Origin of the sequence: Caballeronia sp. GAWG1-5s-s (genome assembly GCF_023631445.1) — a bacterium.
Classification (GTDB): domain Bacteria; phylum Pseudomonadota; class Gammaproteobacteria; order Burkholderiales; family Burkholderiaceae; genus Caballeronia.
Genome location: NZ_JALQDC010000004.1, coordinates 345,515 through 370,771 on the forward strand (window position 1 = coordinate 345,515; position 25,257 = coordinate 370,771).

Genomic DNA, 25,257 nt, shown 5'->3' on the forward strand with positions numbered 1-25,257 from the left:
ATCGCCGATCCTACGTTGCTATTCCTGCGCTGGCGCAGTTGGTGTGCGCGTGTTGCCGTCGTCTGCCTCGGTCAGCGGCATATCGGCCGGTTGATCGCCGGACTTCGGCGCGGGCTGCGCCGCTTTGTCCGTATCGACGACATCGGTGCCCGGTTCGTTCTGCGGAATACTCATGATCGTCTCCTTTGTTGAGATGACCATCAGCATCGACAGTGCCTGATCGCGGAATGCGCGTTGCTTCGTTGCGTCGATGTATTCGACAACCGGAGCCAACCATGTCCGCATCGACCAGCTCAACCAATAAACCACCCGAAAACCCGATCGACTCCGAGGGACTGACCGATCTCGGGCCGGCGCAGCCCGAAGACCCGCCGCATCCGCCGCAAGCGGACGCCGATTTGCGCGATCCCCCGAGTCCGGCGGGCGTTCCACGTCCGGACGATCGCTGATACTGCTCTGCGATAACACGTCAATGGTGCGCGTCGATAATCGGCGCGGCCGAATTCGTCTCAGCAACTTCAAACCGTTCCGAACCAATTGCTTGACGTCCGAGAGTATTTCCCGAAGGCATCGGAATTTAATCAGAAAATGCTCAGTAAAAGACATTCGCAAAAACGCGCATAAAAATCGTTCGAGAAACTAGGCGTTCCGCGTTATCCTCCTTCTCAGTGGCACCTTTCAATCGATTTGGGGCTTGAAGATGAAACGAGGAAAGGCTTTACATCGAGTGCTTATCGCGGACACGACACCGATGATAGCGGAAGGCTTAAAATTGCTTCTAAGCGAAAGCAGTCTTCCGGTAGTTGTCGGAATATCCTCATGCAAAGTCGAATTAACGGACCGCCTAAATCGTAGCGACATCAATATTCTTATTCTCGATCCCGCATTCTTGCAGCACGATCTCGATCTCGGCAATATCGATTCGCTCACTGCTTTCATTAATCGGCATTCTCACGTTTCCATTCTCCTGCATACCACGGTGACCGATCCGCAAATTCTGGAGAAAATGACGCATTTGAACCGACCGAGCGTCGCCAATAAAGCCGACGAGTTACAGGACGTCGTACAGATGGTGAGCCGCTTGCTGAAAGGAGAAGTCAACGTATTGTCGCCGAAGACCCACCGCATGTTGTATCGAGCGCGCAAGCTGAGCGAACGAGTGCCGGAGCTTTACGCGTTCTAGCGCGAGAAGTCGGCGCTTCTCCAACGCGCTTTCCCCCGTGCTCCCCAAACCAAAACCACGACCTATACTGAAAGCACGCGCGCTGAATCGTCAAATTTCTTCGACGATTCGTTCACTCAGCGAAACCTGCCCCGGCATCGTGCCATAGTCGCGTAATTAGCGCTTCCGTCTGGGCTCAAGCCCAGTTTTGCGCACCACCCACGACACGACAGCATGCTCGAACAATACGACGACCTTTATCCGAAACTCTACGCCGGCGATGTCGAGTCATGCGCGCGCTTTCTCGACGAACGGCGAGCGGCGGATGGCAACACGGCCGAATACTGGCATTGGCGCGCAATCGTGCATCTGCGCGCGGGACAATTTCTTCAGGCGCTCGATATTTGTTTCATGCTCACGCGTCTGTCCGATTCTTTCGCCTTTCACGTCCACTGCATGTGCGACGTCGCCGCACATCTCGGTCTGAAAGAAGTCGCGCTCGCGGGAATCGAATCGTTCGCGCAGAAAGCGTCGACGCCTGAAATCGCCGGTTTTCTGTGGCGCGTGTACGGATGGCATTATCTCGGTGAAGACAATCGCGTACTGGAATTGAGACCCGACGGCATCGACGAGCATTCCGCCTTCGTGCTCGGTCATCACCAGGCGCGCAGCCGCATGCGGCTTCACGGCATCGCGCATGGCGTCGAGGCGATGCATCAGTACTGGTCGTCCGACGACGCGCGGCGCGTGCTTTTCCCGCATGTGAACCGCGAAGGTTACTGGACCGGTCAGCGCGCCCTGCCCGCGCGCCTGTCTGTCCAACTCATCGCGTCGGGTTTCGGCGATCTGGTGAACTGGGCGCGCTACATCGGCGCGTTGCAGGCGATGGGCGTCGCCGTGGACTACGACACCGACCTCTTCCGCGTGGCGACGCCGGAAGCCGATCGCGCCGACTACGTCCGGGCGATGGAAGCCGCCGGCTTCACGCGACCGACGGGCGACGGCGCAATGTGGACGGACCCGTTCACGCTGTTCACCGCCCTTTTCCCGGTGCTCGGCCACGCGCCGTCGCACCGGTACATCGAACCGGCGGCCTCCGCGAGCGTCGATGCCGTCGTCGACCGCATCTGGCATCGCGCGCGGGGCCGGCGCTGCGTCGGCGTGTTCTGGTCATCGTGCGAATCGGCGAATAACTTCGCGAGCCGCAGCCTCACCCTGCCCGACCTCGACCCGCTGTTCGATACGCAGAGCGACGTCTACTGGGTCGTCATGCAGCGCGGCTTCGAACGCCGCCGCTGGCTGAACGACCCGCGCTCGAACGATCTCGACCGCTTTACCACGCTCGATCTCGACATGACGCTCGGTCAGTCGGCGGCGCTGATCGATCGGCTGGATGCGTTCATCGGCAACGACGGCGGGCTCACGCATTTCGCCGGCGCGCTCGGCAAGCGCACCTATCTCTTTCTGAACCACGTCGCCGAATGGCGCTACGAGCGCGAAGGCGCCACAACGGCCTGGTACCCGAACGTGCGGCTCGTCCGGGCGCGCGAGCTGGGCGCTTGGGGCGACGTGGTCGGCGCGTTGCAGCGACTGCTCAATGCCGACGCACGCTAGCCGCGCTCAGCGCGCGACTGCCCGGAAACCGTACTCCTCGCGCGCGCCGTAGCGGCCGGGCGCGAAGCCGTTGAACACGTGGCCGCCCACTTTCGCGCCCACGTTTTCAAGGCGGCGCAAGGTCTCTTCCAGTTGCCGCGCGCCCGTCCGGTCCGCCCGCGACACCAGCAGCACGAGATCGCAATCGTGCATGGCGATGGAGAGCGCGTCGCTGACCGGAAGCACCGGCGGCGAGTCGATGACGACGTAATCGTAGATGTCGCGCAGCATCGACAGCGTCTCCTGGAACGCCGGACGGCCGAGCAGTTCCGCGGGATTCTCGGGATAGAACGCGCCCGCGTCCATCATCGAAAGACCACCGCCGAGCGAGACGATCGCTTCATCCACGTGCGCGGAGCCTTCCAGTACTTCAGCGAGACCGGGCCCGGTGCGGCCATCGACGAGATGGCGCAGACGGCCCTGCCGCATGTCCGCGTCGATCAGCAACACCGACGCACGCGTTTCCGCTAGCAGATACGCGAAGTTCGAGGAGACGAAGCTCTTGCCCACGCCCTGCGTCGGGCCGGTGAAGAGGATCACCTTGCCGTGACGATCGTCGGCGCTCGCGACATAGCGCGGATTCATCATCGTCGTGGTCGTGCCGAAAGGCATCCCGTTCATCGGGTTCAGCGAGTTGAGTCCGCCGCCGAGTCCCGCATGAACCATCGGCACCGGCGCGCCGCTCAGCATCGCGCGGACGCTGTTGCGCAACGAGCGCAACGCCTCGATGCTCGGGTCGGTCGGACTCGTCATGGCGAGCAGCTTCGCAGGCGCGGCGTTGTGCGTTAGCGCGCGCACGTCCTGGCGCAGTTGCGCCGTCGAACGCGCGATCACCGCAAGACGCGGCAACTGCGAGAACTGATCGATTTCTTCCGGACTCCGAAGTTCGCGCCGATTCAACGCGATCAGATAGATCGAAACGGTGCTGATAAAGAGGCCGCCGAAGACAGAGCCGAGCAGCACGATCCACGCGCGCGGCCACGACTGCTTCTCGGGCGCGACGGCCCAATCCACCACCGCGACGCCCGGCGGCGTGCTCGCGGCCGCCACTTCCAGTTGTTGCGCATTCGTGAGCACGCTCGTGTAAAGCTGCGTCGTGACGGCGACATCTCGCGCGAGCTCGACGTATTGCCGCTGCACGGTCGGCAGATTCGCCGCGATCTTCGACGTATCGGCAATCTCGCGCTTCACCTGATTCAACTGCGTGAGCGCGCTCTGATAGTTCTCGTTGTCGGGCTTGTAGCGATGCTGCGCGGCATCGAGGGCGAGTTGCAGCGTCGTCTGCTGCTCTTCCAGCCGGCTCATGCGCGTGATGAGCGCGGCGTTCTGCTGCGCCATGTCGACCGTGCCCGTTTGCGTGCGGAATGCATTGAGGCGTCGCTCGGCCGTTTCGAGATCCTGCTTCAACGCGGGCAGGCGCTGCTTCAGGAAGTCGAGGCTCGTCTGCGCCTGCGCGGCACGGCGTTCGACGTCGCGCTGCTGATACGTCTTGATGATCGCGTTGACCATGGCCTGCGCGAGCAGCGGCGATTCCGCCTGATAGCTCAGGTGGATCAGCGACGGGTCGCGCAACGACGATTCGCGCGGCGGAATCGATGTGCGCAGCCGCGCAATCACGTTGTCGAACGTCATCTGCTGCGAGTACTTGCGCAGTTCGAAGCTGATGCCCGGGCGCGCGCGCAGCGTGTCGATGCGCAGTTCGCCGGGCGCCTGCCCTTCCGGCGTACTGACCTGAAACGGCACTGTCTCGCCGACGCGCCCTTGCGCGAGTTGCCTGTCGTCCTTGTCGTAGAGCGTCCATCGTCCCGCTGGTCCCGCGACCACGCGGAACTTCGCCTTGTAAGTGGACTCAGGAACGGTGAACACGCCGGGCTTCAGGCGCTCGCCGCCCCAAGCATAGTCATCGAGGCCGAAGAGCGATGGCGCAAGCTCGTTGTCGCTCGCGTGGCGCGACGCGAGATAGCTACCGATCAAAGGAAAGTGGCTCTTCGTCTCGACGACGGTCTCCGCGCCCGTCTGCGCGATAGCCGCGCTCACCACGGAACGCGACGTGAGCACGTCGCTCTCGTCGTTCGCGGAGGCGTCGGCGGCCATCGAGCCAGATACGTCGGAGAGCGCGCTGATCGACGTGCCGGCCTTGCTTTGCACGCGCAACAGCGCTTCAGCGCGATATTGCGGCGTGGCGAGCAGCACATACAGCACACCGGCCGCGCAGCATGTGCCGGTGACTGCGCCCAACAAGGTCTTATGGCGCACCACGCTGCGCCATAAGTCGACGAGACCGTCGCCGCGTTGCGGAACTGGCGTCATGGCCGGGCGCATATTATATGAAAGCATGTTATATCCCTAAGAAAAGTAAAAGACCCAGGACGTCAGTGCATTTCCACGCAGGCACATTCCCTCGCATGTGCCTGCTGATACGTACAGCGAACCACTACGAGGAAACCGTCACGAAGACCGGCCCTTGCGCTTCCGTCACGGCGAGCACCTTCTGCCCGGCTCGCGCGACGCCAAACAGATCCGTGATCCGCGCGCCCGCAGGCAGACGCGACACATCCAGATTCACCACGTTGCCGGCGCCGTAGCACCAGACCACATATTTCGTTGCCTGCGCGTCGTCGAACTTGAGCACGATGTATTGCTCCTTCTCGTCGATGAAATACCGCGCGTTCTTCGCATCCGCCGTGAACGCGAACAGATGCTTCACCGCTCGATACGCCGGGAGCTTTCCGTTCTGCGCATCCAGCAGACCGAAGTTATGTTCCATCTCCTTCGGATCATTGCCGTCGTTGCGCATGTCGTAGTAGGAGGTCAGTCCCACTTGCGCGATCCAGTTCATCAACAGCAAGCGCACCGCATAGTTCGCCTGTCTCGCGCGCGCTTCGCTCGCGTGACCATTGCCGATATCAACTACATAGTGATAGCCGACGCTCGGGTATGACCATTCGGTGGCCCACACTTGCGGACGCCTTGCATACGTCGAGAGGTCCTCGCGCAACGCACGATAATCCCCGAGCACGGTCTCCGGTTCTTGCTGCCGGTACGGATGAACGCTCACGGCGTCCGGCCCGGTTTGCGTCGCGCTGATATCGCCCACCGCGCGTATGAAGTCGCGATCGACCTGCTGCACGCCACCAGTCGCAATCACCACGTTGGGATTCGCGGCCCGTGCCGCTTTCACCGCAGTCTGAAGCAACGCGCGATACGCGGTCGCCGAGGGAGTGACTAACCAGTAGTCCTTATGATCTTCTTCGTTCCACACTTCGAAGCGTACCGGCGCATTGCGATAGCGGTATGCCGCCTGATACGTGTACGTCTGAAACGCGGCGAGCTGCGGCGCGGACGTCGGCGGCTGGTCCGGGCTGTACGCGTAATGCTTGTAGCCGAGGATGAAAAGCGCGCCGAGACCGCGCGCCTTCAGGTTGTTCACGAGACCGTCGAACTCACCGAAGTGCCAGCCGTCCGGCGCTTGCACCGCTTCCCAGAAGAGGTCGGTGCGCACGAACGAGAAGCCGACGTCCTTCACCGCGTCGAGCAGTTGCGTATCGCCGATCTGATGAATGGCGACGCCCGTGTTCGCCCGCGACGCGGCAAACGACGGCAACGCGACATAAGCGCGCTCGAGCGACACCGGCGAGCCGTCGAGCGCTACATCGGTCGTGGCGGATGCGGGCAGCATCGTGATGCAGGCGGCCACGACGCCCGCTACCGCGATGTGCCGGGCGATGCTTTTCGCGCGGATCATGTCAAAGGCTCCGCAGTCCGTCGCGCGCCGATTCGAGCATCGGCTCGCTCTTGACCGACGGCATCGCATGCATCGCATGCATCGCCGGCATGCGGGCGCGCCATTGCATCGCGGACAACGGCACCGGCATGCGCCACACGCGCGGCTCCACAGCGAGCCCGCTCTCACGCAGATAAGCGAGCGTGATGCCGAGGAATAGCAGGCAGCCGATCGATTCACAGATATCGGTCGTGGCGCAGGCGAAGAGCAGATAAAGAAGCATTGCCCACGACGGTCTGTCCTCGGGTTGCGCTCTCAGCAACACGCGCACGAAAAAGCCGATAAGCGCTACTGCGCCCAGCATGCCGAAGCTCGCGAGCGCATACAGCACCGTGTTGTCCGCATAGGCCACATTGAACCCGAACGCGCTTTCGTAATAGGTGGATGCCGAGCCGAAGCCACCTGGTCCGAGTCCGAGCCATATGCGGTTGTTCTTCAGGAGTCCTTCTATCAGGATCGGCCATGTATTGAACATGCGATCCTGGAAGGATGCGAGCGTCATGTAGCCCGTGCCGGAGAGATTGAACGCCGAGGCCGCGATGAACGACGCGAGCGGAAAGCCGATGGCGAAGGCCGTCGCCCACAGGCAGGCGCGTTTCATCGTCATCGTGGAGAAAAGGCAGTGCGCACCGACGACAAGCGCGAGCGCCACGGGCGCCGTCTTGTTGGTGGTGGCGTGAATGGCCGCGCCCGCTGCCGCGAGCAACGCGCACTGCAACCAGCGATTGTCGGTCCGCATGAGAAGCCACGTAGTGAGCAGACCGGCCATGAGCCCCGTCGACGCGCTATCGCGGCCGAAGCCCGACAGCCGCGATGCGATACCGACATAGGAAGACACCGCGGCGCGCACGTTGTGCCCGCCGACCGATACGCTCACGCCCACCCACGGCAGCGTCATGAACGTGTTGGCGAGAATGCCGATGCCGCACAGCGCGGCGAGCACGACAAAGCCGGTTGTCGCGGTACGCGCGTTGAGCAGCGCGAGCGCGCCGCGCGGCGCCGTGAGCGCAAAGAGCATCGGCGTCACCGTCCACACCCAGAACGCGACGGCTTGCGGCACGACGCCATGCGAGAGCGATACGCACGACTGCGCGAGCATGTAGAGCCCAATGAGCGCGTGGCTCGCCTTCGGGCGCTTGATGAGCGTGAACAACACCCACGCGACCATGACGACTTTCGGAAGATACGCGGCCTGAGGCACGCCGGCCATCGACGTGTAATAGCGCATGACGCCCGAGAGCACGTCGCTTGCCACGGCGGCGAGAAACGTCGCGACCCACAGTTTGTCTTCGAGCGATGCCCTTTCCATTGTTTCACCGTCGCATGTCGCCGGGGATCGCCGGTCGCGCATGTCGCCCATGTCGCCGCCGATCGCCTCTTGTTGTATGCGCTGTGCTTCCAGCGCGACGGACCCGGCCAGGCCCGCCCCCGTTGCCGAAAACTTACCGCCGCCGTCGAGGCCCCTCCGTGCGCCTACGCACGCTCGTTCCGGTCGATGCTCCGCGCTCACGTTTGCTATGTCGGCTTGCGCTCATAAGCCGCCACACGCAGGCGCTGATGTCTGCACCCGAACGTTCCTTGCGATCGTTACCGAACATAAGCCGGCTTATTGTGGCGTCGCTACGGGTTTGTCCTCGTGGTCGTCATGTGTCGCGAACGCGCGTGACGTCGTACATTAGAGCCATATCGGCACGAATCGAAACGCGTAGGATTACGTACGAATCAAGCCGGACAGGAATGCGCGCCGGGAGGCGGTCGGGGCCGGACGCGCGGGGTCGCGGTATCGAACGAATCGAAAAGATCAAAGAGGCTCGCCATGAGTCAGACCAGCACGCACGCCTGCAATGCCGCACACGTCAGCGGCAACGTCATGCTTCTCGCTTCGAGGCACGCGCCACGCGGCCTCCGATGACTCTCGCGCCCGCAACGAATCGCCGTCTTTTCCACGTCATCTTCGGGAGCGCATATGAACGCACAAGACCGTGCCGCGTTGACGCAGGCATCGAAGGGCAGCATTGCGGTATTCGAATCCGTCGTGCCGCAGGCTACGCTTTCCGCTATCAACCGCATGCTGGATGCGGCCTATGAAGCCACGCACGACCACGAGCAGTTTTTTCGGCAGCGCGCAGGATGTGGTGCATACCTTGCGCGACATTCCCGCCTTCAAGGAACTCGAAAACGAGGCCGTGCGCGCCGCATCCGACTGGCTCAGGTCGACGATGCAGGTCACCGCGACGGTCGGACCGTGGTTCGGTCTGCGCATCGGAAGCAGCACGACGACGGCGGGCAGCCATTGCCGACACTTCGACTCGCAAGTGCTCACGCTCGTGATCGTGCTGAAGACAGCGAGCGATAAGGACAAGAGCGGCGATCTCGTCGTCTATCCGCGAACACGCGAGATTCCGCGACGCCGTCACAACCTCTTGCGCAAGAGCATGCAGTGGGGCGAGCGCGGCCTGCCGTTCCAGCTTCGCGCCGCGCGCACCGAGCGGCATCTCGAACGCGGCCTGTGCTCTCGCATTCGGGGCTTCGCGGGCGACGTGTACGTCTTCAACGGATTCCTGATGCAGCATTGCAATCTGGATGTGCTCGCAGGGGAACGCCGCAGCCTCGTCATTCACTATCTGGACCCGGGCTTGTCGCTGGGACTGTCGGCGGTCAACCGCTTGCGCCGGCACGAGTTGGCCACGCCGTCGGACGCCGTGTTTCCTGTCGAGACCGTCACCGGGCTCGACGCGCTCTGAGCGGATGAGTCGGCATCCGTGGCAGCGTCGGGCGTGACTCGCGTTGCGACCCCGGATGGTGCATGATCGCGCGTCGCGCTTCGGCGCGGCCGTGACGAACGCCTCGTAGTGGCGAGCTCGACGCTTCCAGGCAGCTTTCACCGCTCTTCTGCAGAGAGAAAACGGTTTCCTGCCGACTGCATCATTCAGCGCGACAATGCCTCACGCTTGCAGATCATCTCAAAACCCCGCAAGCTCTCGGTTGCGGCGCGTGACGCGCGCCGGTCTGTGAAACGTAGAGGTCCCATGTCCGACAAATTGACGATGAACGAAGAGCGCAAAGGCTCCGATAACCCCGACCTGCTGTATCTGCTGCAGGGCGCCGAAGACTTCAGCCGGTTCGTCTTTCCCGACCGCGAGGCGCTTTTCAAGAGCCTCGCTCATCAGCAGGCTCCGCATACGTTGTTCATCACGTGCGCCGACTCGCGCGTGTCGCCCGAGATGATTACCCAGACGCACCCGGGCGAGCTTTTCGTGTGCCGCAACATCGGCAATATCGTGCCGGCTTATGGGGAAATGCTCGGAGGCGTGTCCGCCGTGGTGGAATTCGCGGTGCTGGCGCTGAACGTGCGCCAGATCGTCATCTGCGGCCACTCGGATTGCGGCGCCATGAAGGGCCTCGCGTCCGGCGCCACCATTGCCGATGAAATGCCGACGGTCCACGCGTGGCTGCGCAACGCGGAAGCGGCGCGCAGTGTCGTGATGACGAGGAAACTCGACGAAAGCCGCGTCGTGCAGGCGATGGTCGAAGAAAACATCCGCCTCCAGCTTACGCATCTGCGCACGCACCCGGCGGTGGCGGGACGGCTCGCGCTCGGCAAGCTACAGGTGCAGGGCTGGGTCTATGACATCGGACAGGGCGAGGTGTCCGTATTCGATGAGTACGCCGGCGCGTTCGAGTCGATTCCGCAAGCACGCGAGCGGCTCCTGCACAGCGGCTCGCGCTGACAGGAGCAGAGGGAAGCAAGGAAAGGCGGCGCGGCGCCGAACGCCGCGCCCGCCGTTTCGATGCTTACGCTTACTGCACGCCCTTCTTCGAGGCGAGGTCCTGCGCCATCTTCAGGTGTTGCTCGATGGTCGGCAATGCCTTCTGCGCGGCCTTCTTCAAGTCCGCGTTCTGGCCGCCTTCGGCTTCCTTCTTGAAGGCTTCGACCGCTTCCTGGTGGCCTTGCACGCCGACCTTCTGGATATAGGCGGTGTCGAACTCCTTGCCCTTCAGCCCTTTCAGCGAATCGAGCACGGCCGTGTCCGAATTGTCCTTCGGCACGGCGATGCCGTGCGGCGCGGCCATCTTCAGCTGCATCGTGAGCTTCGTGTGATCGACCATCATGTGATGCGCGAAGCTCTTCACATCCTTGTCTTGCGATTGCTTGGTGGCGAGCTTGCTGGCGTCGATTTCCGTGGAACTGGACTTCGACGCGGCCTGCACGAATTCCTTGTCAGGCGAGGGCAAGTCGTTGGCCATCGTGGTGCTGGCCGCCTGCGTCTGCGCGAGCGTGACTGCCGGCGCGGCGGCAAATAGCGCCGATGCCAGCGCGGTGAGCAGAACTGCATTGCGTTTCATTGATGCCTCCTTTGGCGGTGATAGCTCCCCTTCGATAGCAATGGCGATGCCACCCAGCCGAGAGCCGCTCGCGCTTCCGGAATAGCTATTGCTGCCCTTCTGATGCTGGCTTGCTACACTTTCCCTTCTCAATTCCTTTACGAGACGCCATGCCTGTCTACGACTACGCATGCTCCGAATGCGGCGCATTCGAAGCAGTCCGCCGCATCTCCGAACGCGACGACCCCGCCGCCTGCCCCACATGCGGCGCGACGGCCGTGCGCGTGACCGTCGGCGCGCCGTCTGTCGGGAGCAGCGGCGGCAGCTCGCAGGCCCAGAACGACGACGTCGGCAGTTACGGCATGCGGCATCGCGGCGGCTGCCTCTGCTGCTGAAACGGTCCTCGCCGATGCGCGCGCCGTTTCCGACGCGCAGCCAGGCATACGCGTTGCACTTCCCTGCGAACGCGCCGCGCGGCGTATGATGAAAGCGGCACCGGCGGCATGCCGGCATTCGGCCAGTTCGTCCCGAGCGTGACGGTCAGCGTGTATCAAGCCTTTCCAGTTTTCCTTTTTTCCCAACGTTTAACTCAAACGAATAACAGGAGGTGATCAGGATGACGATAGAGTTCAGCGGGCGGCGTCATGTGGTAGCGGCAGCGCGTGTCGCATTCGAAGCGTCGGTGGACGGCCGCGAAGTCTGGTGCAGCGTGTCTCTCGACGCGCTCAACGACCACTTCGGCAATAGCGGAACCTCGTCGCACGCCATCTTGAGCGCGTTCGAAGGCGGACGTCTGCAGATCGAGGAAGCGGCGCGCCGGGCGCTCGAGCGCAATGGCGGTCAGTCGGTGGAACTCGAAACCAACGACTTCAAGAAGACGGCCTGAACATTCATATATCGACGCCGCCGGTCGGTTTGATTCAATCGACGGCAGCGTCGACGCTACGGCGCCGACGTCGCTTGCCGAAATGCTTCGGCATCCGAGAAGTGCGGCGACGGGTCCATTACTCACCAGCGAAGGATCGCGATAGATCCGTCGTAGCCCACTTCTCGCAACGCGTCGCGCGGTTCGGTGCCTTCGTTCGTGGCTAGCGCCGATCAGCAGCGGCTCCTACCCTGCCACACGTTCCTCGCGCTGTAGTTCCCACCGGAAGTGCTCAAGCGCATGTCGATGCCATTCGTCGCCTGGCGCTGCCGGCCCGTCCCGCAGATGCGCGTGTCGACGAAATGCGCCTGCCACCGCCAGAACACCACGAGCCTGACAGCAGCACCACCGCCGATTCGCGTGATTGCGAAACCGCGCATGGCAAGCGTGAGCGCGAGACAAACGCCTGCGATCGCTTCGGAATGCGCAATCAGTATGCGTGCCGATGCGCGTGCCCACGAGAAGCGCCTGCGGCCGCCGGGACGACGTGGGCCCGAACGCAGCCGCAGCATCGCCAGGTCACGCGGTTTCGAGGCGCGCATGGCAAGCATGAGCGTCAGACAAACACCTACCTTTGATTTGGAATGCGCAATCAGTGCGCGTGCCGATGCGCGTTTTCACGGAGAGCGCCAGCTGCCGCCGCGACGACGCGAGCTGTCAGCTGCCCCAGCATCGCCGATTTCTCGCGGTTTCGAAGCCGCGCGTCGCAAGCACGAGCGCTAGACCAACGCCTGCCTTCGATTCGGAATGCGCAATGAGTACGCGGCGCGGCTTTCATCGTGCATCGGCACGACCGCCTTGCGTGACGTCCATAGTTAGCCGCTTGCGCGCGCTTCGCTCGTCGAACCATTCATAGCGGTCCGGCGCGGCGATGCGCACCGCGCCGTCCATCGCTGCGAAGCAAGACGAGGCCCGCCGCGCCCCATGCGGCATCAGCGCGCGATCAGCAGCCCGACGATCAGGCGGCCTATCGCCGCCATCGCGATGGACTTCCACGGGTTATCGTGCACGAAGTCGTCGGTGCCTTCCGTGACGAGCCGATAGCGCGCCACGGCGACATCCTGCGCCCCCGAGATGACGCGCTGCGCCCGGCGGCCCGCCGACAGCCGCTCCGGACGCAACGGACTGCCCTGCCCTTGCGAGGAAGCCGACGCCGGCTGCGCAAGCACGGCCGGACTGTCGCCGCCCTCCAGCACGCTGCCGTGCGCATGATAGGGCGCGGGATACGGAGCATTACGCGCGGGCTGTTGCGCAGCGCCGGGCGCGTGCGCCGCCGCGTTGCCCTCGCCGCTCTGCTCCATGCCGGGCCCGAGTGCGGCGTCCATCGCGCGCTCCACGGCCTTGCGCGACACAGCGGGTTCGCCCGACGATGTCGCGGCGTTCCCTTTTGCATTCGCGTTGCCGCTGGCGTTGGCATTTGCGTTGACGTTGACGTTCTCCATGGCGCTCTCCTTTCGCGTCGTTGATGTCATGCGTGAGCCGTTCTTCGTCCTGCCAGCAAGAGTCGCACCGACGACAGACGCGCGCCACTCGTCCGCACGGCATAAGCCCGACGCCGGAGCGCGTCCGCATGAATCGCAATTTCTTTCACATACCGGTGAGAATTGCTCGTTTGCCGACGCCCGGCCGCGCGCCTACGATGCTCCTCCATCGGACGAAGCCCTCGGCTCGCGCATCTTTCGTTTCAGGCCGCAGCGAAGCATCGCGCGATTGCGCGCCGCTACGATGGCTTCATCCTTTCTTTACGCGAAGCCTGTCATGAATCCCGTCAATCTAGCTCAGTTGCTTTTGCTCGCCGCGCTGTGGGGCGGCTCATTTCTCTTCATTCGCGTGGGGGTGACCGATCTCGGCGTCGCGCCGCTGATGGCGCTGCGCGTGGGCATCGGCGCTGCCTTTCTCGTTATCGTGTTGATGCTGCGGGGCTCGCCGCGCGAGGCGTTCGCGACCATGCGCAAGCGCGCGTGGCCGCTTTTCGTGGTCGGCGTCTTCAACTCCGCCGCGCCGTTTTGTCTCTTCGCCTATGCGGAATTGACGTTGACCGCGGGCGTCACCTCCGTGATCAACGCGACGACGCCGCTCTGGGGCGCGCTCGTCGCCTACCTGTGGCTCGGCGATCGTTTGAGCCGCCTGCGCGTGGCGGGACTGGGCATCGGTTTCGCGGGCGTGATGGCGCTCGTGTGGGATCAGATGTTCGTTCACGACGCCACGACACCCGCGATCGCGCCGATGACGACGGCGCTAGCGGCCCTCGCCGCGCTGGCCGCGACGCTCTGCTATGGCATCGCCGCCAGTTACACGAAGCGGTATCTGACCGGTGTCGATTCGCTGACCGTGGCAGCCGGCACGATGAGCGCAGCGACGCTCGTGCTCATCCCGTTCGCGCTCGTCGCGTGGCCCGCGGGCGCGGTGTCGCTCAGCGCGTGGGGCGCGGTGCTCGGCCTCGGCGTCGCGTGCACGGGCGTGGCTTACATGGTGTTCTTTCACCTGATCGCGGTCGCCGGACCCGCGCGGGCGATCACCGTCACGTTCGTGATTCCGATATTCGGGATTCTGTGGGGCGCGCTCTTTCTGGCCGAGCGCGTGTCGGCGGGCATGGCCGCGGCTTGCGCCGTCGTGCTGGCCGGCACCGCGCTCGCGACGGGCGTCGTCAAGCGCGTGCCGCTCGTGCGCGAACGCCGCGCGGCGTGCGCCAAGCAGTGAACGTAGTGCGCAGTACGCCGCTTATCGCCACAAGCGCGTGAGCGGTCCGCCTTCTCCGCCGACCGGATCGCTTTTCGGGAACGGCAGGGCTTCCATCGCGCGCCGCTCGTCGTCGGAGAGCGCGTCGCGGCGAATGTCCCACTGCTGGTCCGGGGGGTACGCGCCGATCACCTGAAAGCGGCGTCCGCTCGTCAGCAAGCAGTGCCCCGTGCCGGCAGGCAGAATCAGGGCATCGCCTGCGCGCAGGGGGATCACGCGCCCGTTCGGTCCGCCGATGATCAGTTCAGCTTCGCCTGACGCCACGCCGAGCGCCTCATGCGCCGTCGAATGGAAATGGTGATAGTCGAAGACGCTGTCGCGCCATTGCGGCGGCCAGCCGTTCTGCGCGAAGAGCGCCTCGAAGCGGCTGCCGCAGTCGCGGTCCTGAGGATCGATCGCGCCGTGCCAGACGAGTACCGGCAAGCGCGCGTTGTTCGGCACCCAGCCGTTCGCCGCGAGCATGAACGACTCGCAGCGGGCGTCGGCCGCCTGCTCGGTTTCGGTGTGCTCGGCCATATGCGTTTCTCCGTGGAATCGGGAGCATCGCAGCAACGGCTGTTCCTGTCGTTAGGCGCGGTTCAGCGTGTTTTCGCGCTTCGTCGGCTCGCGGAGATTAGCGGCCGTGCCAGTGCTCATTCCGCCGAACCCGACGCCGACACCTATTAACCGCGTTGTCACGCGTCGCCGGCTCGCGGAGATCAGCGGCCGTGCCAGTGCCCGTATCCGCCGAAGCCGACGCCGACCGATATTCATCGCGTTCCACGCCTCTCCGGCTCACCGGAGTTTAGCGGCCGTGCCAGTGTCCATATCCGCCGAAGCCGACGCCGACCGATATTCGTCGCGTTTCCACGCCTCTTCCGCTCGCCGGGATTAGCGGCCGTGCCAGTGTTCATTCCGCCGAACCCGACGCCGACCGATATTCATCGCGTTTTCACGCCTCTTCGGCTCGCGGAGCTTAGCGGCCGTGCCAGTGCCCGTATCCGCCGAAGCCAACGCCGACCGATATTCATCGCGTTCCACGCTTCTCCGGCTCACCGGAGTTTAGCGGCCGTGCCAGTGTCGATATCCGCCGAACCCGACGCCGACCGATATTCGTCGCGTTTCCACGCCTCTCCGGCTCGCGGAGCTTAGCGGCCGTGCCAGTGTCCGTATCCGCCGAAGCCAACGCCGACCGATACCGACGGCGCGTAGTACGCCGGCGCATAACCGTAGCCGTATGCGGGCGCATAGCCATAAGCCGGCGCGGGCGCATAGGCATACGGCGGCGCATAGACGCAGCCGCTCAATGCCGCCGCGAGCGCGAGCGTCGCGGAGACGATCGCCAGACGCGACACGCGCCGGCCCGGCTTGGTGTTCATGTGCCTATTCATGATGTGCGCTCCCCGACGTCCGGTCTCACCAATGGCGATGGCCATAGACGCCGTGATGCGCGTACCAGTCGCGACGGTCCCAATAACGGTAGCCGTCCCAGTAACGATCGCCGTGCCAGCCGACGACGATAGCCGGCGCGGGCGCGACCATCACGGGCGCGGGCTGGTACACGACGGGCGGCGGCGCGGGCTCATACACGACGGGCGGCGGCGCGGGTTGCTCGACGTAGACGGGCGGCGGCGGCGCGTACACGGGTTGCGGCGCGGCGTACACCGGCGCAGGCGCGGCATAGACCGGCGCGACCGGGACGCCCAGATTGACCCCGATGCTCACGCCCGCGAATGCCGCCTCGCACGCGAGCGCGGCGCATGCGGCGATTCCCAGTCCGATAATTGTTTTGACGTTCATGTTGTCCTCTGCCTGACGGCCGCAGCACGGCCATGACCGCATGTTAGGCGGGCGCGTCGGGCCTTGCGTTACAACGCCTGTAACAGATGTGAACGTTGAAACGAACGGTCGGCTTGCGCCGTATCGCCCGTCGCGAGCGTATCGGCGATGTCGCCGCAAGCGGTTGCGCGGTCGGGCGCCCGGTGGGATAGTGCGGGCTTCGTCAAAAAAGGTTGCGAGCGAATGGACCTGTTGCGAAGCATGCGGATTTTTGCGCGCGTGGCGGAAGCGTCGAGCTTCACGGCGGCGGCACAACAGTTGGACATCACGACGGCGCAGGCATCGCGGGCCATCACCGATCTCGAGACGCACTTGCGCACGCGGCTTCTGAATCGCACGACGCGGCGCGTCGCGCTGACGGATGCCGGTAACCGCTATCTCGCGCGATGCAAGGAAGTGATCGAGCTAGTCGATCTGTCCGAAGCCGAAGCCGGCGATGCCCGCGTGCTGCCGAGCGGCGTGCTGCGCATGCATGCGCCGATTACGTTCGGGCATCACTATGTGGTGCCCGCGCTCACGCGGTATCTGGAGGCGCATCCGCAAGTTCGCGTGGAGTTGACGTTGTCGCAGAACGTGCCCGACATGCTCGACGAAGGCTACGACGTCTTCGTGCAGGTGACGACATCGGCGCTGCCGGACTCGGCGCTCGTCTCGACCCGCATCTGCTCGATGCCGAGCGTGCTCTGCGCGTCGCCGCGTTATCTGGAGCGGGCGGGCGTCCCGCGCGATATCGACGATCTGTCGAAGCATGCTTGCCTGCAACTCGTCACCACGTTTTTTCCGGTCGATCGCTGGGCGTTCGAGGGCCCGCGCGGACGAGCCGAGGTGGATCTTCCGCCGGGGCGCCTGCGGGTCAATTCGGCGGATGCGCTCGCCTTCGCGGTCGCGGATGGTTTCGGCATTGCGCCGCTGCCGGCGCTGTCCGCGCTGCCGTCCATTAGAAGCGGAGAACTCGTGCGCGTGCTTCCCGAGTGGGAACTGCAAACCATGACGATCTACGCGATGTATGCGTCGCGGCAATATCTCGATGCGAAGATCAAGACGTGGGTGGCGTTTTTGAAGGAATTCGTCGAAGGGACGCTGGCGGAGCAGATGGGGTGAGGGGGCGGGAAGTTCTCGGGGTGGTCGGCGGGGCTTTGTTCGTTGCGTTCGACCGGTCTCGCTTTTGGCATTCTGCATTCGGCATTCCGCTTGCCTTTGACGTTGTCCTTTGGCGTTCGCCGTCCCTCTTCGAACAACCTTGACTTCCAACGCAGCCGGCCGACGTCACCCGCCACCGAAGCCGATGGGTTGAGGGTGCGCGAAGCTGGCGCAGTGGGCGGCGTTTGCTGGTTGCCCTGAATGGGGTCTGGCGCCTCGCCTTTGGCGTTTGGCGTTTGGCGTTTGGCGTTTGGCGTTTGGCGTTTGGCGTTTGGCGTTTGGCGTTTGGCGTTTGGCGTTTGGCATTTCGCACTCGGCATTCCGCGTGCCTTTGACCTTTGCCCTTCGGCACTTGCCGGCCCCACTTGAACAACTTCTCCTAAAAGCAGACGGCCCACGTCATCCCATCACCGAAGCCGACGGGTTGACCGTTCGGGAAGCTGGGCGTGGCGGGTGGCATTTGCTGGTTGCCCTGAACGGGTCTGGCCTCTCGGGTCTGGCCTCTCGGGTCTGGCTTCTCGGGTCTGGCTTCTCGGGTCTGGCCTCTCGGGTCTGGCTTCTCGGGTCTGGCTTCTCGCGTTTGGGTTTTGCATTCGGCATGCGGCATCTCGTCCCACGTGGCTTTGACCTTCTTGCCCTTTGGCGTTCGCCGCCCCGTCTTAGATCAGTCACTTGCAACGCAGACTCCCGGCATCACCGCGCCACTGAAAACTATGGGTTGAGGGTGCATGAAGTTGGGCGTGGCCGCGGCGTTTGCAGTTTGCCCTAGGAACGGGTCTGGCTTCTCGCCTTTGGCGTTTGGCGTTTTGCATCCACCATTCGCCGTTCATCATTCGCCATTCTGCGTGCCTTTGCCTTACCCATTGAGGACCATCGCCCCTTGTTGGGGGTTCGCTCCCAACGCCGAGTTCCGACATCACCCCGGCACTGACGCCTATGGGTTGAGGGTGCACAAACGCGGACTCAGCGGGCGTCGATTACTGTTGCCCCCAAACGGGTTCTGGCTTCTCGCCTTTGGCGTTTGGCATTCGGCATTCCTCAAGCGGCATTCCACATGCCATTGACCTTCGCCCTTCGGCGTATGCCGCCCCTATTCGATCAGTTCGCTTCAACGGAGACGGCCGGCGCCAACCCGCGACCGAGCCTATGGCTTGAGGGTGCGCGAGGCGAGCGTAGCGGGCGGCGTTTACCGGTGCGCACAACGGCTCTGGCTTCTCGCGCTTGGCCTTTGGCATTCTGCATTCGGCATTAAGCATGCCTTTGACCTTCGCCGTCCCCCACTTCAAACAACTCACTCCCGACAAAGAAGCCCCCCACCAACCCACCGCCGACGCCCGCCGCCCCGCCCGCCGCCTCGCCCGCGTCACGCCTGCGTCGCCTGCACCGGCACTGCCGGAACCACCGGCACCAGCCGCCCCTGCAAAGCCGCCCGCACCGTCCCCGCAACCAACCCCGCGATCACCACGTTAGCCACGATAAACGAAGCCACCGCGATCCATTCCACCGGACCCTGCGCCCCGCGCTCAAGCATGCGGATGGCCATCGTCGGCAACGCGGCCACGCCGAAGCTGAACGCCCAGTACGAAGGCGCGAACGCGCGCTGACGAATCCACGGCACGAGGCGCGTCAAGATCAAAGCCTGATAGAGTCCGTAACCGAGCAGCATGTACGCGAAGACATCCGGCACCCCGTGCGTGATCGCGAGATACGACACGCCTCCCACCACCGGCGGCGCGAGCTGAATGCCGAGCGTCGGGCGCAGCGCATCGGCGAGCGGCTCGTGCACGGCGGCGCGATGAAGCAGAATCGATTCGATCGCGAGCCACGAGAACACGCCCGCGCCGAAGAACAACGCGCCGAGCTGCGTCCAGCCGAAGGCCGCGGCTGCCGTGCCTGCGACGAAGCTCGGCGCGACAGTCGGCAGATACATCGCCGGTGTCGTAAGTTCGGGTTTGCGGCCGCCTTGCCAGAAGCGCCCGTGCAGGAACGCCCCGAGCGCGAGTTGGCTCGCAACGCCTACGAAGAAGAGCCCCACCGCGAGTTCGCGCGAAACGGCCTGAACCGCTTGCGCGGCGAGCATCGTCGATACCGGGACGAGCGCCGCAAACGACGACTGCACCGGATGCCGCATCTCCGCGATGGCCTCCTCGCGCTCGGTCAGCCACTTCCGGCCATAAGCGACCAGAAGCGCGATCCATACGACGAGCGCGCCCGCCGTCAGCAGATCCGGCACGCCATGCGGGACATGCCACACGCGAGCCGCCGCGCGCCATGCGCCCGCCAGCGCCAGCGTGCCCACCGCGATGCCGAAGAACGCCACCGGCATCGGGCCGGGACGGGTTGCAGGTTGGTTCTTGTCCATTGCCTTCTCCTTTTCGCATGTCCGAAGCGCGCGGTTGCGTTCTTCGTCGTTGGAGAAAGCTTAGTGGCGAGGGCCGGCGGCGCAAATGTCGCAACGTCTTGTTCGGCTGCTCGATCGTCTCAGACTCGCGATGCTCCGCAGCGCCAAACTGCGCGTAACATCCACGGCATCATTCACGCGAGGAAACGACACGATGGCATATCGCATCGCACGCACGCTCGTCACCCTGGTTCTGCTCGCGCTGGCCGCCTGCCCCGGCCCCGTCGAATTCTCCGCGAACGCGAATCCGCCGCCTGCCAGCGAATCCGTCAACGCCGACTTCAGCGGCATGGACCGCGCGATGGACACCTGCAAAGCCTCGTCGCGCAACGCGGGCCCCGGCCGATGCGCGCAGGTTCGCGCATATGAAGCGTGCATGAAAACGCAGGGCTACATCACCGTGCTCGGCCCGGAGAATCCGCCGAATTGCGGACAACCCGACTGGGAACAGGATGTCCGCCGCTGGCTGAAGTGAATTCGTGTGAAAGCCACGGCTGCGACGACGGAAGTATGCGATGTCCGACGTGGCGAGCTCCACGCTCAGCATGCAAATGTCGAGCGGCTCGCTGGGCCGAAGACTGGCCATCGCTGTGGGCCGCTGACCCGGGCTCAGCGATGCCCGCCGAGGCGTGCGACGAGCCTCGCTTTCGGCCAGCGAGAGCGCGAGATGGCCGTGAGAGCGCATCGCGTGCTGCGACGCCGGCAGCAGACCGTGCGGCCGTGCGGATACGGCAATGGCTTCGCGCACATGGAGTTGCATCGCGCAAGCACTCGGCATCTTCCCATCGGCATGTGCAGCACGGCAACATCCGCGTCGTCCGCTCGCAGCACCTTGCCCGCGTCGTCGCGCGAACGCGCCGTTCCGGTCAAGTACGCCGAGCAACGCGCATGAAGACGATATAAAGCAACGCCCCCGCCACCGCGCCGATCAGCCAGCCGAGGTTGTTCGGTGGCAGCACCTTGAGCAGTTGCGTCGAGAGTTCCCAGCCGACCGAGATCACGCCGGACACGATCAGCGCCGCGAGCCCGACCTTGTTCCAGCCGCCGTCGTAGTAAAAGCGCGAGCCGGGCTGCATGGTGTACAGCTCGGCGGCGTTCACGTGTTGACGCTTCACGAGGTAATAGTCGGCGATCATCACGCCATAGAGCGGCGCGAGGACCGCGCCGAACACCGACACGAAAATCGTGATCGCCTTCGGACTATCGACGAAGATCCACGGACACACGACCACCGCGAGCACCGACGCGATCAGCCCGCCCTTCTTGAAGTCCACGTGCTTCGGGAACAGATTGGCGATGTCGTAGGCCGGCGATACGAAGTTCGCGACGATATTGATGCCCATCGTCGCGATCACGAACGTAATGCTGCCGACCGCCACCGCGAGCTTGTTGTCGATGCGCGAGACGATCTCGACCGGGTCCATGATCATCGCGCCGAATACTTTCTCGCTGCCCGCCGTGACGATCACGGTGATGATGGCGAACGCAATGAAGTTGAACGGCAGGCCCAGGAAATTGCCGATCTTCATCTGTCGCTCGCTTTTCGCAAAGCGCGAAAAGTCGCCGAAATTCAGCAGCAGCGCGGCGAAATAGCTAACGACGAGCAGAATGGCGTTCACCATCGCGTGCAATTGCTCGTCGCCCGGCAGCACCTTGCCGGAGAGCGTGAGATTCAGGCTCCCGAGCCCCGCGCGATACAGAATCCATCCCATCAGAAAGAACATCACGACGTACACAGCCGGCCCGCAAAAGTCGATGAACTTGCGGATGATCTCCATGCCACGCTGAAAGATCACGAGTTGCAGCAGCCACATGAAGAGAAAGCTGACCCAGCCGAGCATGTCGAGCCGCAGAAAGCTCGAATCGCGCAACGCCACGGCCGACGGCACGAAGAGCAAGAGCAGCGTGGCCACCGCCTTCGACGCGAAGTACGTCTGCACGCCATACCAGACAATGCCCACGACGCCGCGAATCAGCGCGGCGAGGTTCGCGCCCATCACGCCCATCGAGACGCGCGCCATCACGGGGAATGGAATGCCGTGCACCAGGCTCGGCTTGCCGACCCAGTTCATCAGCACGTAGACCACCAGAATGCCGATGGTCATCGCAAGCAGGACCTGCCAGCCCGAGAGCCCGAGCAGAAAGAGGCTCGCCGCGAAGGTGTAGCCGCCGACGCTGTGCACGTCCGACATCCACATCGCGAAGATGCTGTAGCCGGTCCATGTGCGCCGCGCGCGCGGCACGGGCGCGAGGTCGTGGTTGTAGAGACGCTCGTCGGCGTCGGCGACGTCGACATCGGCGCCCGGACCGAGAGCGGAGGTATTCGCAACGTGCGAAGCTGGCATGATCGTCCCCTCTGTTCAAAGCGTCGAGCCGCGTTGAGCAACGTTGAGTAGCGTTGCCTGCAACGCAAACGGCCGACAAATGAAGCCGCGATGGAGATGCGAATCGCCAGATCCGGGGAAAAGCGCGCGGGCCCGGCCACGACGGGCGCGCGCCCGCCGTTACAGAGAGATTAAAGTAAAACGGCGCGCTTGCCGATATGCGGGGCATGAGAAAAAAACGCCTTCCCGCCCGCGATGTGAATCTCGCCTTCGCCGCTGCCGCCGAAGCCCTTGCGCTCATCTGCCGGTTGCGCCGCATCGACGCGGCCGATCTGCCGGCACAGGACGTCGATGCGCTGCTCGACATCGCGTTCGAAGAAGCCGCGCAGCAAGCCGCCGCACGCCGCACGAAAGCGCATCGCGCGGGATAGACATCGCTTCGGGCGTGCAAGTTGCTTGGCGGCTTGTCGTCCCGTCGCCCTGAACATGGGGCTGGCCATCGTGCGAGGGCCGCACACGCGCCGCGGAGGTTCCATGTCGAAGATTCTCGGCCCCGTGCTCGGGCCACAGATCAAAAGCGTCGCGCGCCATCCGCTCGGGTTTCTCACGCGGACCGTGAAGGCGTTCCGCGCCAATCAGGGCATGCTGCTCGCCGGCGCGGTGGCGTATTACGCGCTGCTTTCCATCGTGCCGCTCCTGATTCTCATCGTGATCGTGCTGTCGAAGTTCGTCGGTCAGCAGGAGTTGCTGGACACGCTCGCGCATCTGCTGGAATGGCTGGTGCCGGGACAGGCGCGCGCCATCGTGCGCGAGCTCGCCAATTTTCTGACGCATCGCGCGGTGATCGGCTGGCTGCTTCTCGTCACGATGATCTTCTTCAGTTCGCTCGCCTTCACCGTGCTGGAGAACGCGATGTCGGTCATCTTCGTGCACCGCGTCGCCATTCGACGGCGCCACTTTCTCTGGTCCGCGCTGCTGCCGTACTGCTACATCCTGTTTCTCGGCGTGGGCATGCTGATCGTCACGCTGGTGTCGAACGGCCTTCAGGCGATGGGCGATAACAGCGTCACCCTGCTCGGCTTCGACGTGTCGCTCAAGGGCGCGTCGCGGGTGCTGCTCTATCTGCTCGGCGTGGCGGGCGAGGTGTTCGTGCTGACGTCCATCTATCTCGTGATGCCGGTGGGGCGGCCGTCGTTCAGGCTCGCGCTGCTCGGCAGCATCACCGCCGCCCTGCTCTGGGAGATCACGCGCCACGTGCTCGTCTGGTACTTCGCGACGCTTTCGCAGGTGAGCGTGGTGTACGGGTCGCTCACGACGTCGATCGTCGTGCTGTTCAGCCTCGAAGCGCTTGCGACGCTGCTGCTCTTCGGCGCGCAGGTCATCTCGGAGTTCGAGCGTTTCGGCTTGCCACAGCCGGACAAGCCGCCCGCCTTTCGCACCGACTGACACGCCGACTGACACACCGCGCGATGTCCGCGCGGCACGGTTGGGATACATTCGGCGCGTTGCCATCACCGGGACTTTCGATGGACGAAGCCTATCCCGATGCGTCGTCGCCGGCGCGCACCGCCACGCTCGCCGCGCTCGCGATGCTCGCGTTCGCCGGCAATTCGCTGCTGTGTCGCCTGGCGCTGAAGGGCACGAGCATCGATGCCGCGACGTTCACGTTCGTGCGCATCGCGTCGGCGGCGCTCGTGCTGTGGCTGATACTCGCGGCGCGCGGCGGCGATGCGCGGCGCGCCGGAAGCTGGGCGTCGGCCGCGATGCTCACGCTCTATGCGGCCGCCTTCTCCTATGCCTATGTCGCGCTGTCGGCCGGCGCAGGCGCGCTGCTGCTCTTCGGCGCGGTGCAGGCGACGATGATCGGCTACGGTCTCTTTCGGGGCGAACACCTCACCGCGCGTCAATGGCTCGGCCTGACGCTCGCGCTCGCCGGCCTTGTCTGGCTCGTGCTGCCGGGACTGGCCGCGCCGCAGCCGTTGTCATCGGCGCTGATGCTCGTGGCGGGCGTCGGCTGGGGCGTGTATTCGCTAAGAGGCCGCGGTCTCGCTGATCCGACCGCCGCGACCGCCGGCAATTTTCTGCGTGCGTTCCCGATCGCGGCGGCGGTTTTCGCGCTCGCTTACCGGCACGCGACGTTCGACGCCGCCGGGTTCGGCTATGCGCTGGCCTCGGGCGCGCTGACGTCGGGACTCGGATACATCATCTGGTATGCGGCGCTGAAGAAGCTCGAACCCGCGACCGCCGCGACCGTGCAACTGAGCGTGCCGGTCCTTGCGGCAGCGGGCGGCGTCGCGCTGCTAGGCGAGGCGCTTACGGTCCGGCTCGTCGTCAGTTCGGTGGCGATTCTCGGCGGTATCGCGCTCGTCATCGCCAGTCGCCGAAAACGCTAGAATGAGCGGCGCTTCATGCATTCGCCGCTTCCGTCTGTGCGCAAGGCAACCAAGCGAAGCCTCGCTGATCTGAGGAATGGCGATTGCGGTCGGCTGGCCTGCTCGATGCTACGGTAGTATTCGGTATTCGCGCGGTCACGTGCGGCAGCGTCATGCGCAGTGCGGCTTGCGGCCGGCAGCGCGCGTCGCGCAACACCGTGGCTGCTGACGATTGGCAGATTTTGCCGGCCTGCGGCAAGCCTTACATCGTTGCAGGCGGTACGGCCGGTTCTCCGCTTCCCGATGAGCCACGCTCGGGGCAACGCCGTCGAGATCGGCCGCACGCTTTTTCAGTTTGATTATTCATTTCGAATGACGCGCGCAGCGTAAGGGGTCACGCCCGCTTCGCTTACGCGCTTCATCCGGCTTCCTGCGGCGACCCGCGCACGACCGCGCGCGCGGTCGGTGTCCGCCGCTGATGTACATGTTCTGGAGAGCGCAGCCATGCCTCACCACGCTGAACTACCCGAAGAGCCGTGGGGGGGGGGGGGGGGGGGGGGGGGGGGGGGGGGGGGGGGGGGGGGGGGGGGGGGGGGGGGGGGGGGGGGGGGGG

General features: G+C 64.3%; 25 protein-coding genes. 13 read left to right on the plus strand and 12 right to left on the minus strand.

The genetic code is table 11. The features are described from left to right. Positions 1-18: 18 nt before the first annotated feature. Positions 19-207 carry a hypothetical protein gene (locus tag NCR34_RS07480; protein ID WP_250499498.1) on the minus strand — a complete coding sequence of 63 codons (189 nt, stop codon included), beginning with the start codon at positions 205-207 and terminating at the stop codon, positions 19-21. Positions 208-275: 68 nt separating this feature from the next. Between NCR34_RS07480 and NCR34_RS07485 the strand changes: the two genes are divergently transcribed. From NCR34_RS07485 to NCR34_RS07495, 3 genes are all read left to right on the plus strand, one after another. Next, a complete protein-coding gene (locus tag NCR34_RS07485) occupies positions 276-449 on the plus strand; it encodes a hypothetical protein (protein WP_248319855.1) in 174 nt (57 codons plus the stop codon). Between the two features lie 245 nt (positions 450-694). Next, entirely contained in the window at positions 695-1,183 is a 489-nt protein-coding gene (locus tag NCR34_RS07490) for a hypothetical protein (protein ID WP_250499499.1), read from the plus strand. A gap of 213 nt (positions 1,184-1,396) precedes the next feature. Further along, complete coding sequence (locus NCR34_RS07495; protein WP_250499500.1) at positions 1,397-2,776, plus strand: glycosyltransferase family 9 protein; 1,380 nt, start codon at positions 1,397-1,399, stop codon at positions 2,774-2,776. A 6-nt stretch (positions 2,777-2,782) separates the two neighbouring features. Here NCR34_RS07495 and NCR34_RS07500 read toward each other — a convergent pair whose 3' ends face one another. From NCR34_RS07500 to NCR34_RS07510, 3 genes are all read right to left on the minus strand, one after another. Continuing rightward, complete coding sequence (locus tag NCR34_RS07500) at positions 2,783-5,125, minus strand: GNVR domain-containing protein (protein ID WP_250499501.1); 2,343 nt, start codon at positions 5,123-5,125, stop codon at positions 2,783-2,785. Between the two features lie 124 nt (positions 5,126-5,249). After that, positions 5,250-6,560, minus strand: a complete 1,311-nt coding sequence (locus NCR34_RS07505) for a cellulase family glycosylhydrolase (RefSeq protein WP_502800059.1) — start codon at positions 6,558-6,560, stop codon at positions 5,250-5,252. A gap of 1 nt (position 6,561) precedes the next feature. Next, positions 6,562-7,908 (minus strand): O-antigen ligase family protein, encoded by a 1,347-nt coding sequence (locus NCR34_RS07510; RefSeq protein ID WP_250499502.1) that lies wholly within the window; start codon positions 7,906-7,908, stop codon positions 6,562-6,564. 775 nt (positions 7,909-8,683) lie between these two features. Here NCR34_RS07510 and NCR34_RS07515 point away from each other — a divergent pair. Together NCR34_RS07515 and NCR34_RS07520 are read left to right on the plus strand one after the other, a co-directional pair. Then, the gene (locus NCR34_RS07515; RefSeq protein WP_250499503.1) at positions 8,684-9,343 is read left to right on the plus strand and encodes a hypothetical protein; all 660 of its coding nucleotides are present in this window, start codon (positions 8,684-8,686) and stop codon (positions 9,341-9,343) included. A gap of 285 nt (positions 9,344-9,628) precedes the next feature. After that, a complete protein-coding gene (locus NCR34_RS07520; RefSeq protein WP_248319861.1) occupies positions 9,629-10,330 on the plus strand; it encodes a carbonic anhydrase in 702 nt (233 codons plus the stop codon). A 70-nt stretch (positions 10,331-10,400) separates the two neighbouring features. Here the strand turns inward: NCR34_RS07520 and NCR34_RS07525 are convergent, their stop codons facing one another. Continuing rightward, positions 10,401-10,946 carry a DUF4142 domain-containing protein gene (locus NCR34_RS07525; RefSeq protein ID WP_248319862.1) on the minus strand — a complete coding sequence of 182 codons (546 nt, stop codon included), beginning with the start codon at positions 10,944-10,946 and terminating at the stop codon, positions 10,401-10,403. Between the two features lie 149 nt (positions 10,947-11,095). Here NCR34_RS07525 and NCR34_RS07530 point away from each other — a divergent pair, with 149 nt between their 5' ends. Both NCR34_RS07530 and NCR34_RS07535 read left to right on the plus strand, forming a co-directional pair. Beyond that, positions 11,096-11,320, plus strand: a complete 225-nt coding sequence (locus tag NCR34_RS07530; RefSeq protein ID WP_248319863.1) for an FmdB family zinc ribbon protein — start codon at positions 11,096-11,098, stop codon at positions 11,318-11,320. 221 nt (positions 11,321-11,541) lie between these two features. Then, complete coding sequence (locus NCR34_RS07535; protein ID WP_175940343.1) at positions 11,542-11,811, plus strand: DUF1488 family protein; 270 nt, start codon at positions 11,542-11,544, stop codon at positions 11,809-11,811. 212 nt (positions 11,812-12,023) lie between these two features. On the opposite strand, the gene NCR34_RS07540 is transcribed toward NCR34_RS07535, so the two are convergent. Continuing rightward, on the minus strand, positions 12,024-12,401 hold the full coding sequence (locus NCR34_RS07540) for a hypothetical protein (RefSeq protein WP_248319864.1): 378 nt from the start codon (positions 12,399-12,401) through the stop codon (positions 12,024-12,026). A 381-nt stretch (positions 12,402-12,782) separates the two neighbouring features. Beyond that, positions 12,783-13,292 (minus strand): ElaB/YgaM/YqjD family protein, encoded by a 510-nt coding sequence (locus NCR34_RS07545; RefSeq protein ID WP_250499504.1) that lies wholly within the window; start codon positions 13,290-13,292, stop codon positions 12,783-12,785. 316 nt (positions 13,293-13,608) lie between these two features. Between NCR34_RS07545 and NCR34_RS07550 the strand changes: the two genes are divergently transcribed. Beyond that, positions 13,609-14,550, plus strand: a complete 942-nt coding sequence (locus NCR34_RS07550) for a DMT family transporter (protein ID WP_248319866.1) — start codon at positions 13,609-13,611, stop codon at positions 14,548-14,550. A 21-nt stretch (positions 14,551-14,571) separates the two neighbouring features. Here the strand turns inward: NCR34_RS07550 and NCR34_RS07555 are convergent, their stop codons facing one another. The 3 genes from NCR34_RS07555 to NCR34_RS07565 all read right to left on the minus strand — a co-directional run bounded on the left by NCR34_RS07555 (position 14,572) and on the right by NCR34_RS07565 (position 16,368). Further along, entirely contained in the window at positions 14,572-15,105 is a 534-nt protein-coding gene (locus NCR34_RS07555; RefSeq protein WP_250499505.1) for a cupin domain-containing protein, read from the minus strand. A 611-nt stretch (positions 15,106-15,716) separates the two neighbouring features. Continuing rightward, positions 15,717-15,947 (minus strand): hypothetical protein, encoded by a 231-nt coding sequence (locus NCR34_RS07560; protein ID WP_248319867.1) that lies wholly within the window; start codon positions 15,945-15,947, stop codon positions 15,717-15,719. A gap of 37 nt (positions 15,948-15,984) precedes the next feature. Next, positions 15,985-16,368, minus strand: a complete 384-nt coding sequence (locus NCR34_RS07565; protein ID WP_248319868.1) for a hypothetical protein — start codon at positions 16,366-16,368, stop codon at positions 15,985-15,987. Positions 16,369-16,590: 222 nt separating this feature from the next. Between NCR34_RS07565 and NCR34_RS07570 the strand changes: the two genes are divergently transcribed. Next, positions 16,591-17,508 (plus strand): LysR family transcriptional regulator, encoded by a 918-nt coding sequence (locus NCR34_RS07570; RefSeq protein WP_248319869.1) that lies wholly within the window; start codon positions 16,591-16,593, stop codon positions 17,506-17,508. Between the two features lie 1,402 nt (positions 17,509-18,910). Here NCR34_RS07570 and tehA read toward each other — a convergent pair. Next, positions 18,911-19,909: a dicarboxylate transporter/tellurite-resistance protein TehA gene (tehA, locus tag NCR34_RS07575; protein ID WP_248319870.1), complete on the minus strand. Its 999-nt coding sequence runs from the start codon at positions 19,907-19,909 to the stop codon at positions 18,911-18,913. A gap of 193 nt (positions 19,910-20,102) precedes the next feature. On the opposite strand from tehA, the gene NCR34_RS07580 reads away from it, so the two are divergent. Continuing rightward, the gene (locus NCR34_RS07580) at positions 20,103-20,423 is read left to right on the plus strand and encodes a hypothetical protein (protein WP_250499506.1); all 321 of its coding nucleotides are present in this window, start codon (positions 20,103-20,105) and stop codon (positions 20,421-20,423) included. Positions 20,424-20,814: 391 nt separating this feature from the next. Here NCR34_RS07580 and NCR34_RS07585 read toward each other — a convergent pair whose 3' ends face one another. After that, positions 20,815-22,293, minus strand: coding sequence for an NCS1 family nucleobase:cation symporter-1 (locus NCR34_RS07585; protein WP_248319872.1), 1,479 nt, complete (start codon positions 22,291-22,293; stop codon positions 20,815-20,817). 206 nt (positions 22,294-22,499) lie between these two features. Here NCR34_RS07585 and NCR34_RS07590 point away from each other — a divergent pair, with 206 nt between their 5' ends. The 3 genes from NCR34_RS07590 to NCR34_RS07600 all read left to right on the plus strand — a co-directional run bounded on the left by NCR34_RS07590 (position 22,500) and on the right by NCR34_RS07600 (position 24,665). Beyond that, complete coding sequence (locus tag NCR34_RS07590) at positions 22,500-22,703, plus strand: hypothetical protein (RefSeq protein WP_175940354.1); 204 nt, start codon at positions 22,500-22,502, stop codon at positions 22,701-22,703. A 103-nt stretch (positions 22,704-22,806) separates the two neighbouring features. After that, positions 22,807-23,718 (plus strand): YihY/virulence factor BrkB family protein, encoded by a 912-nt coding sequence (locus NCR34_RS07595; protein WP_248319873.1) that lies wholly within the window; start codon positions 22,807-22,809, stop codon positions 23,716-23,718. Between the two features lie 80 nt (positions 23,719-23,798). After that, complete coding sequence (locus tag NCR34_RS07600) at positions 23,799-24,665, plus strand: DMT family transporter (protein ID WP_250499507.1); 867 nt, start codon at positions 23,799-23,801, stop codon at positions 24,663-24,665. The last annotated feature ends 592 nt before the right edge of the window (positions 24,666-25,257 follow it).

Bases quoted from the DNA above. Each gene is read 5' to 3' on its own strand.
- NCR34_RS07520 (WP_248319861.1), top strand. From the start codon at position 9,629: ATGTCCGACAAATTGACGATGAACGAAGAGCGCAAAGGCTCCGATAAC.
- NCR34_RS07525 (WP_248319862.1), bottom strand. From the start codon at position 10,946: ATGAAACGCAATGCAGTTCTGCTCACCGCGCTGGCATCGGCGCTATTT.
- NCR34_RS07510 (WP_250499502.1), bottom strand. From the start codon at position 7,908: ATGGAAAGGGCATCGCTCGAAGACAAACTGTGGGTCGCGACGTTTCTC.
- NCR34_RS07545 (WP_250499504.1), bottom strand. From the start codon at position 13,292: ATGGAGAACGTCAACGTCAACGCAAATGCCAACGCCAGCGGCAACGCG.
- NCR34_RS07540 (WP_248319864.1), bottom strand. From the start codon at position 12,401: ATGCTTGCCATGCGCGCCTCGAAACCGCGTGACCTGGCGATGCTGCGG.
- NCR34_RS07530 (WP_248319863.1), top strand. From the start codon at position 11,096: ATGCCTGTCTACGACTACGCATGCTCCGAATGCGGCGCATTCGAAGCA.
- NCR34_RS07565 (WP_248319868.1), bottom strand. From the start codon at position 16,368: ATGAACGTCAAAACAATTATCGGACTGGGAATCGCCGCATGCGCCGCG.
- NCR34_RS07590 (WP_175940354.1), top strand. From the start codon at position 22,500: ATGAGAAAAAAACGCCTTCCCGCCCGCGATGTGAATCTCGCCTTCGCC.
- NCR34_RS07555 (WP_250499505.1), bottom strand. From the start codon at position 15,105: ATGGCCGAGCACACCGAAACCGAGCAGGCGGCCGACGCCCGCTGCGAG.
- NCR34_RS07505 (WP_502800059.1), bottom strand. From the start codon at position 6,560: ATGATCCGCGCGAAAAGCATCGCCCGGCACATCGCGGTAGCGGGCGTC.
- NCR34_RS07580 (WP_250499506.1), top strand. From the start codon at position 20,103: ATGGCATATCGCATCGCACGCACGCTCGTCACCCTGGTTCTGCTCGCG.
- NCR34_RS07600 (WP_250499507.1), top strand. From the start codon at position 23,799: ATGGACGAAGCCTATCCCGATGCGTCGTCGCCGGCGCGCACCGCCACG.
- NCR34_RS07485 (WP_248319855.1), top strand. From the start codon at position 276: ATGTCCGCATCGACCAGCTCAACCAATAAACCACCCGAAAACCCGATC.
- NCR34_RS07550 (WP_248319866.1), top strand. From the start codon at position 13,609: ATGAATCCCGTCAATCTAGCTCAGTTGCTTTTGCTCGCCGCGCTGTGG.
- NCR34_RS07560 (WP_248319867.1), bottom strand. From the start codon at position 15,947: ATGAACACCAAGCCGGGCCGGCGCGTGTCGCGTCTGGCGATCGTCTCC.
- NCR34_RS07515 (WP_250499503.1), top strand. From the start codon at position 8,684: ATGAAGCCACGCACGACCACGAGCAGTTTTTTCGGCAGCGCGCAGGAT.
- NCR34_RS07480 (WP_250499498.1), bottom strand. From the start codon at position 207: ATGCTGATGGTCATCTCAACAAAGGAGACGATCATGAGTATTCCGCAG.
- NCR34_RS07495 (WP_250499500.1), top strand. From the start codon at position 1,397: ATGCTCGAACAATACGACGACCTTTATCCGAAACTCTACGCCGGCGAT.
- NCR34_RS07500 (WP_250499501.1), bottom strand. From the start codon at position 5,125: ATGACGCCAGTTCCGCAACGCGGCGACGGTCTCGTCGACTTATGGCGC.
- NCR34_RS07570 (WP_248319869.1), top strand. From the start codon at position 16,591: ATGGACCTGTTGCGAAGCATGCGGATTTTTGCGCGCGTGGCGGAAGCG.
- NCR34_RS07595 (WP_248319873.1), top strand. From the start codon at position 22,807: ATGTCGAAGATTCTCGGCCCCGTGCTCGGGCCACAGATCAAAAGCGTC.
- NCR34_RS07585 (WP_248319872.1), bottom strand. From the start codon at position 22,293: ATGCCAGCTTCGCACGTTGCGAATACCTCCGCTCTCGGTCCGGGCGCC.
- NCR34_RS07535 (WP_175940343.1), top strand. From the start codon at position 11,542: ATGACGATAGAGTTCAGCGGGCGGCGTCATGTGGTAGCGGCAGCGCGT.
- tehA (WP_248319870.1), bottom strand. From the start codon at position 19,909: ATGGACAAGAACCAACCTGCAACCCGTCCCGGCCCGATGCCGGTGGCG.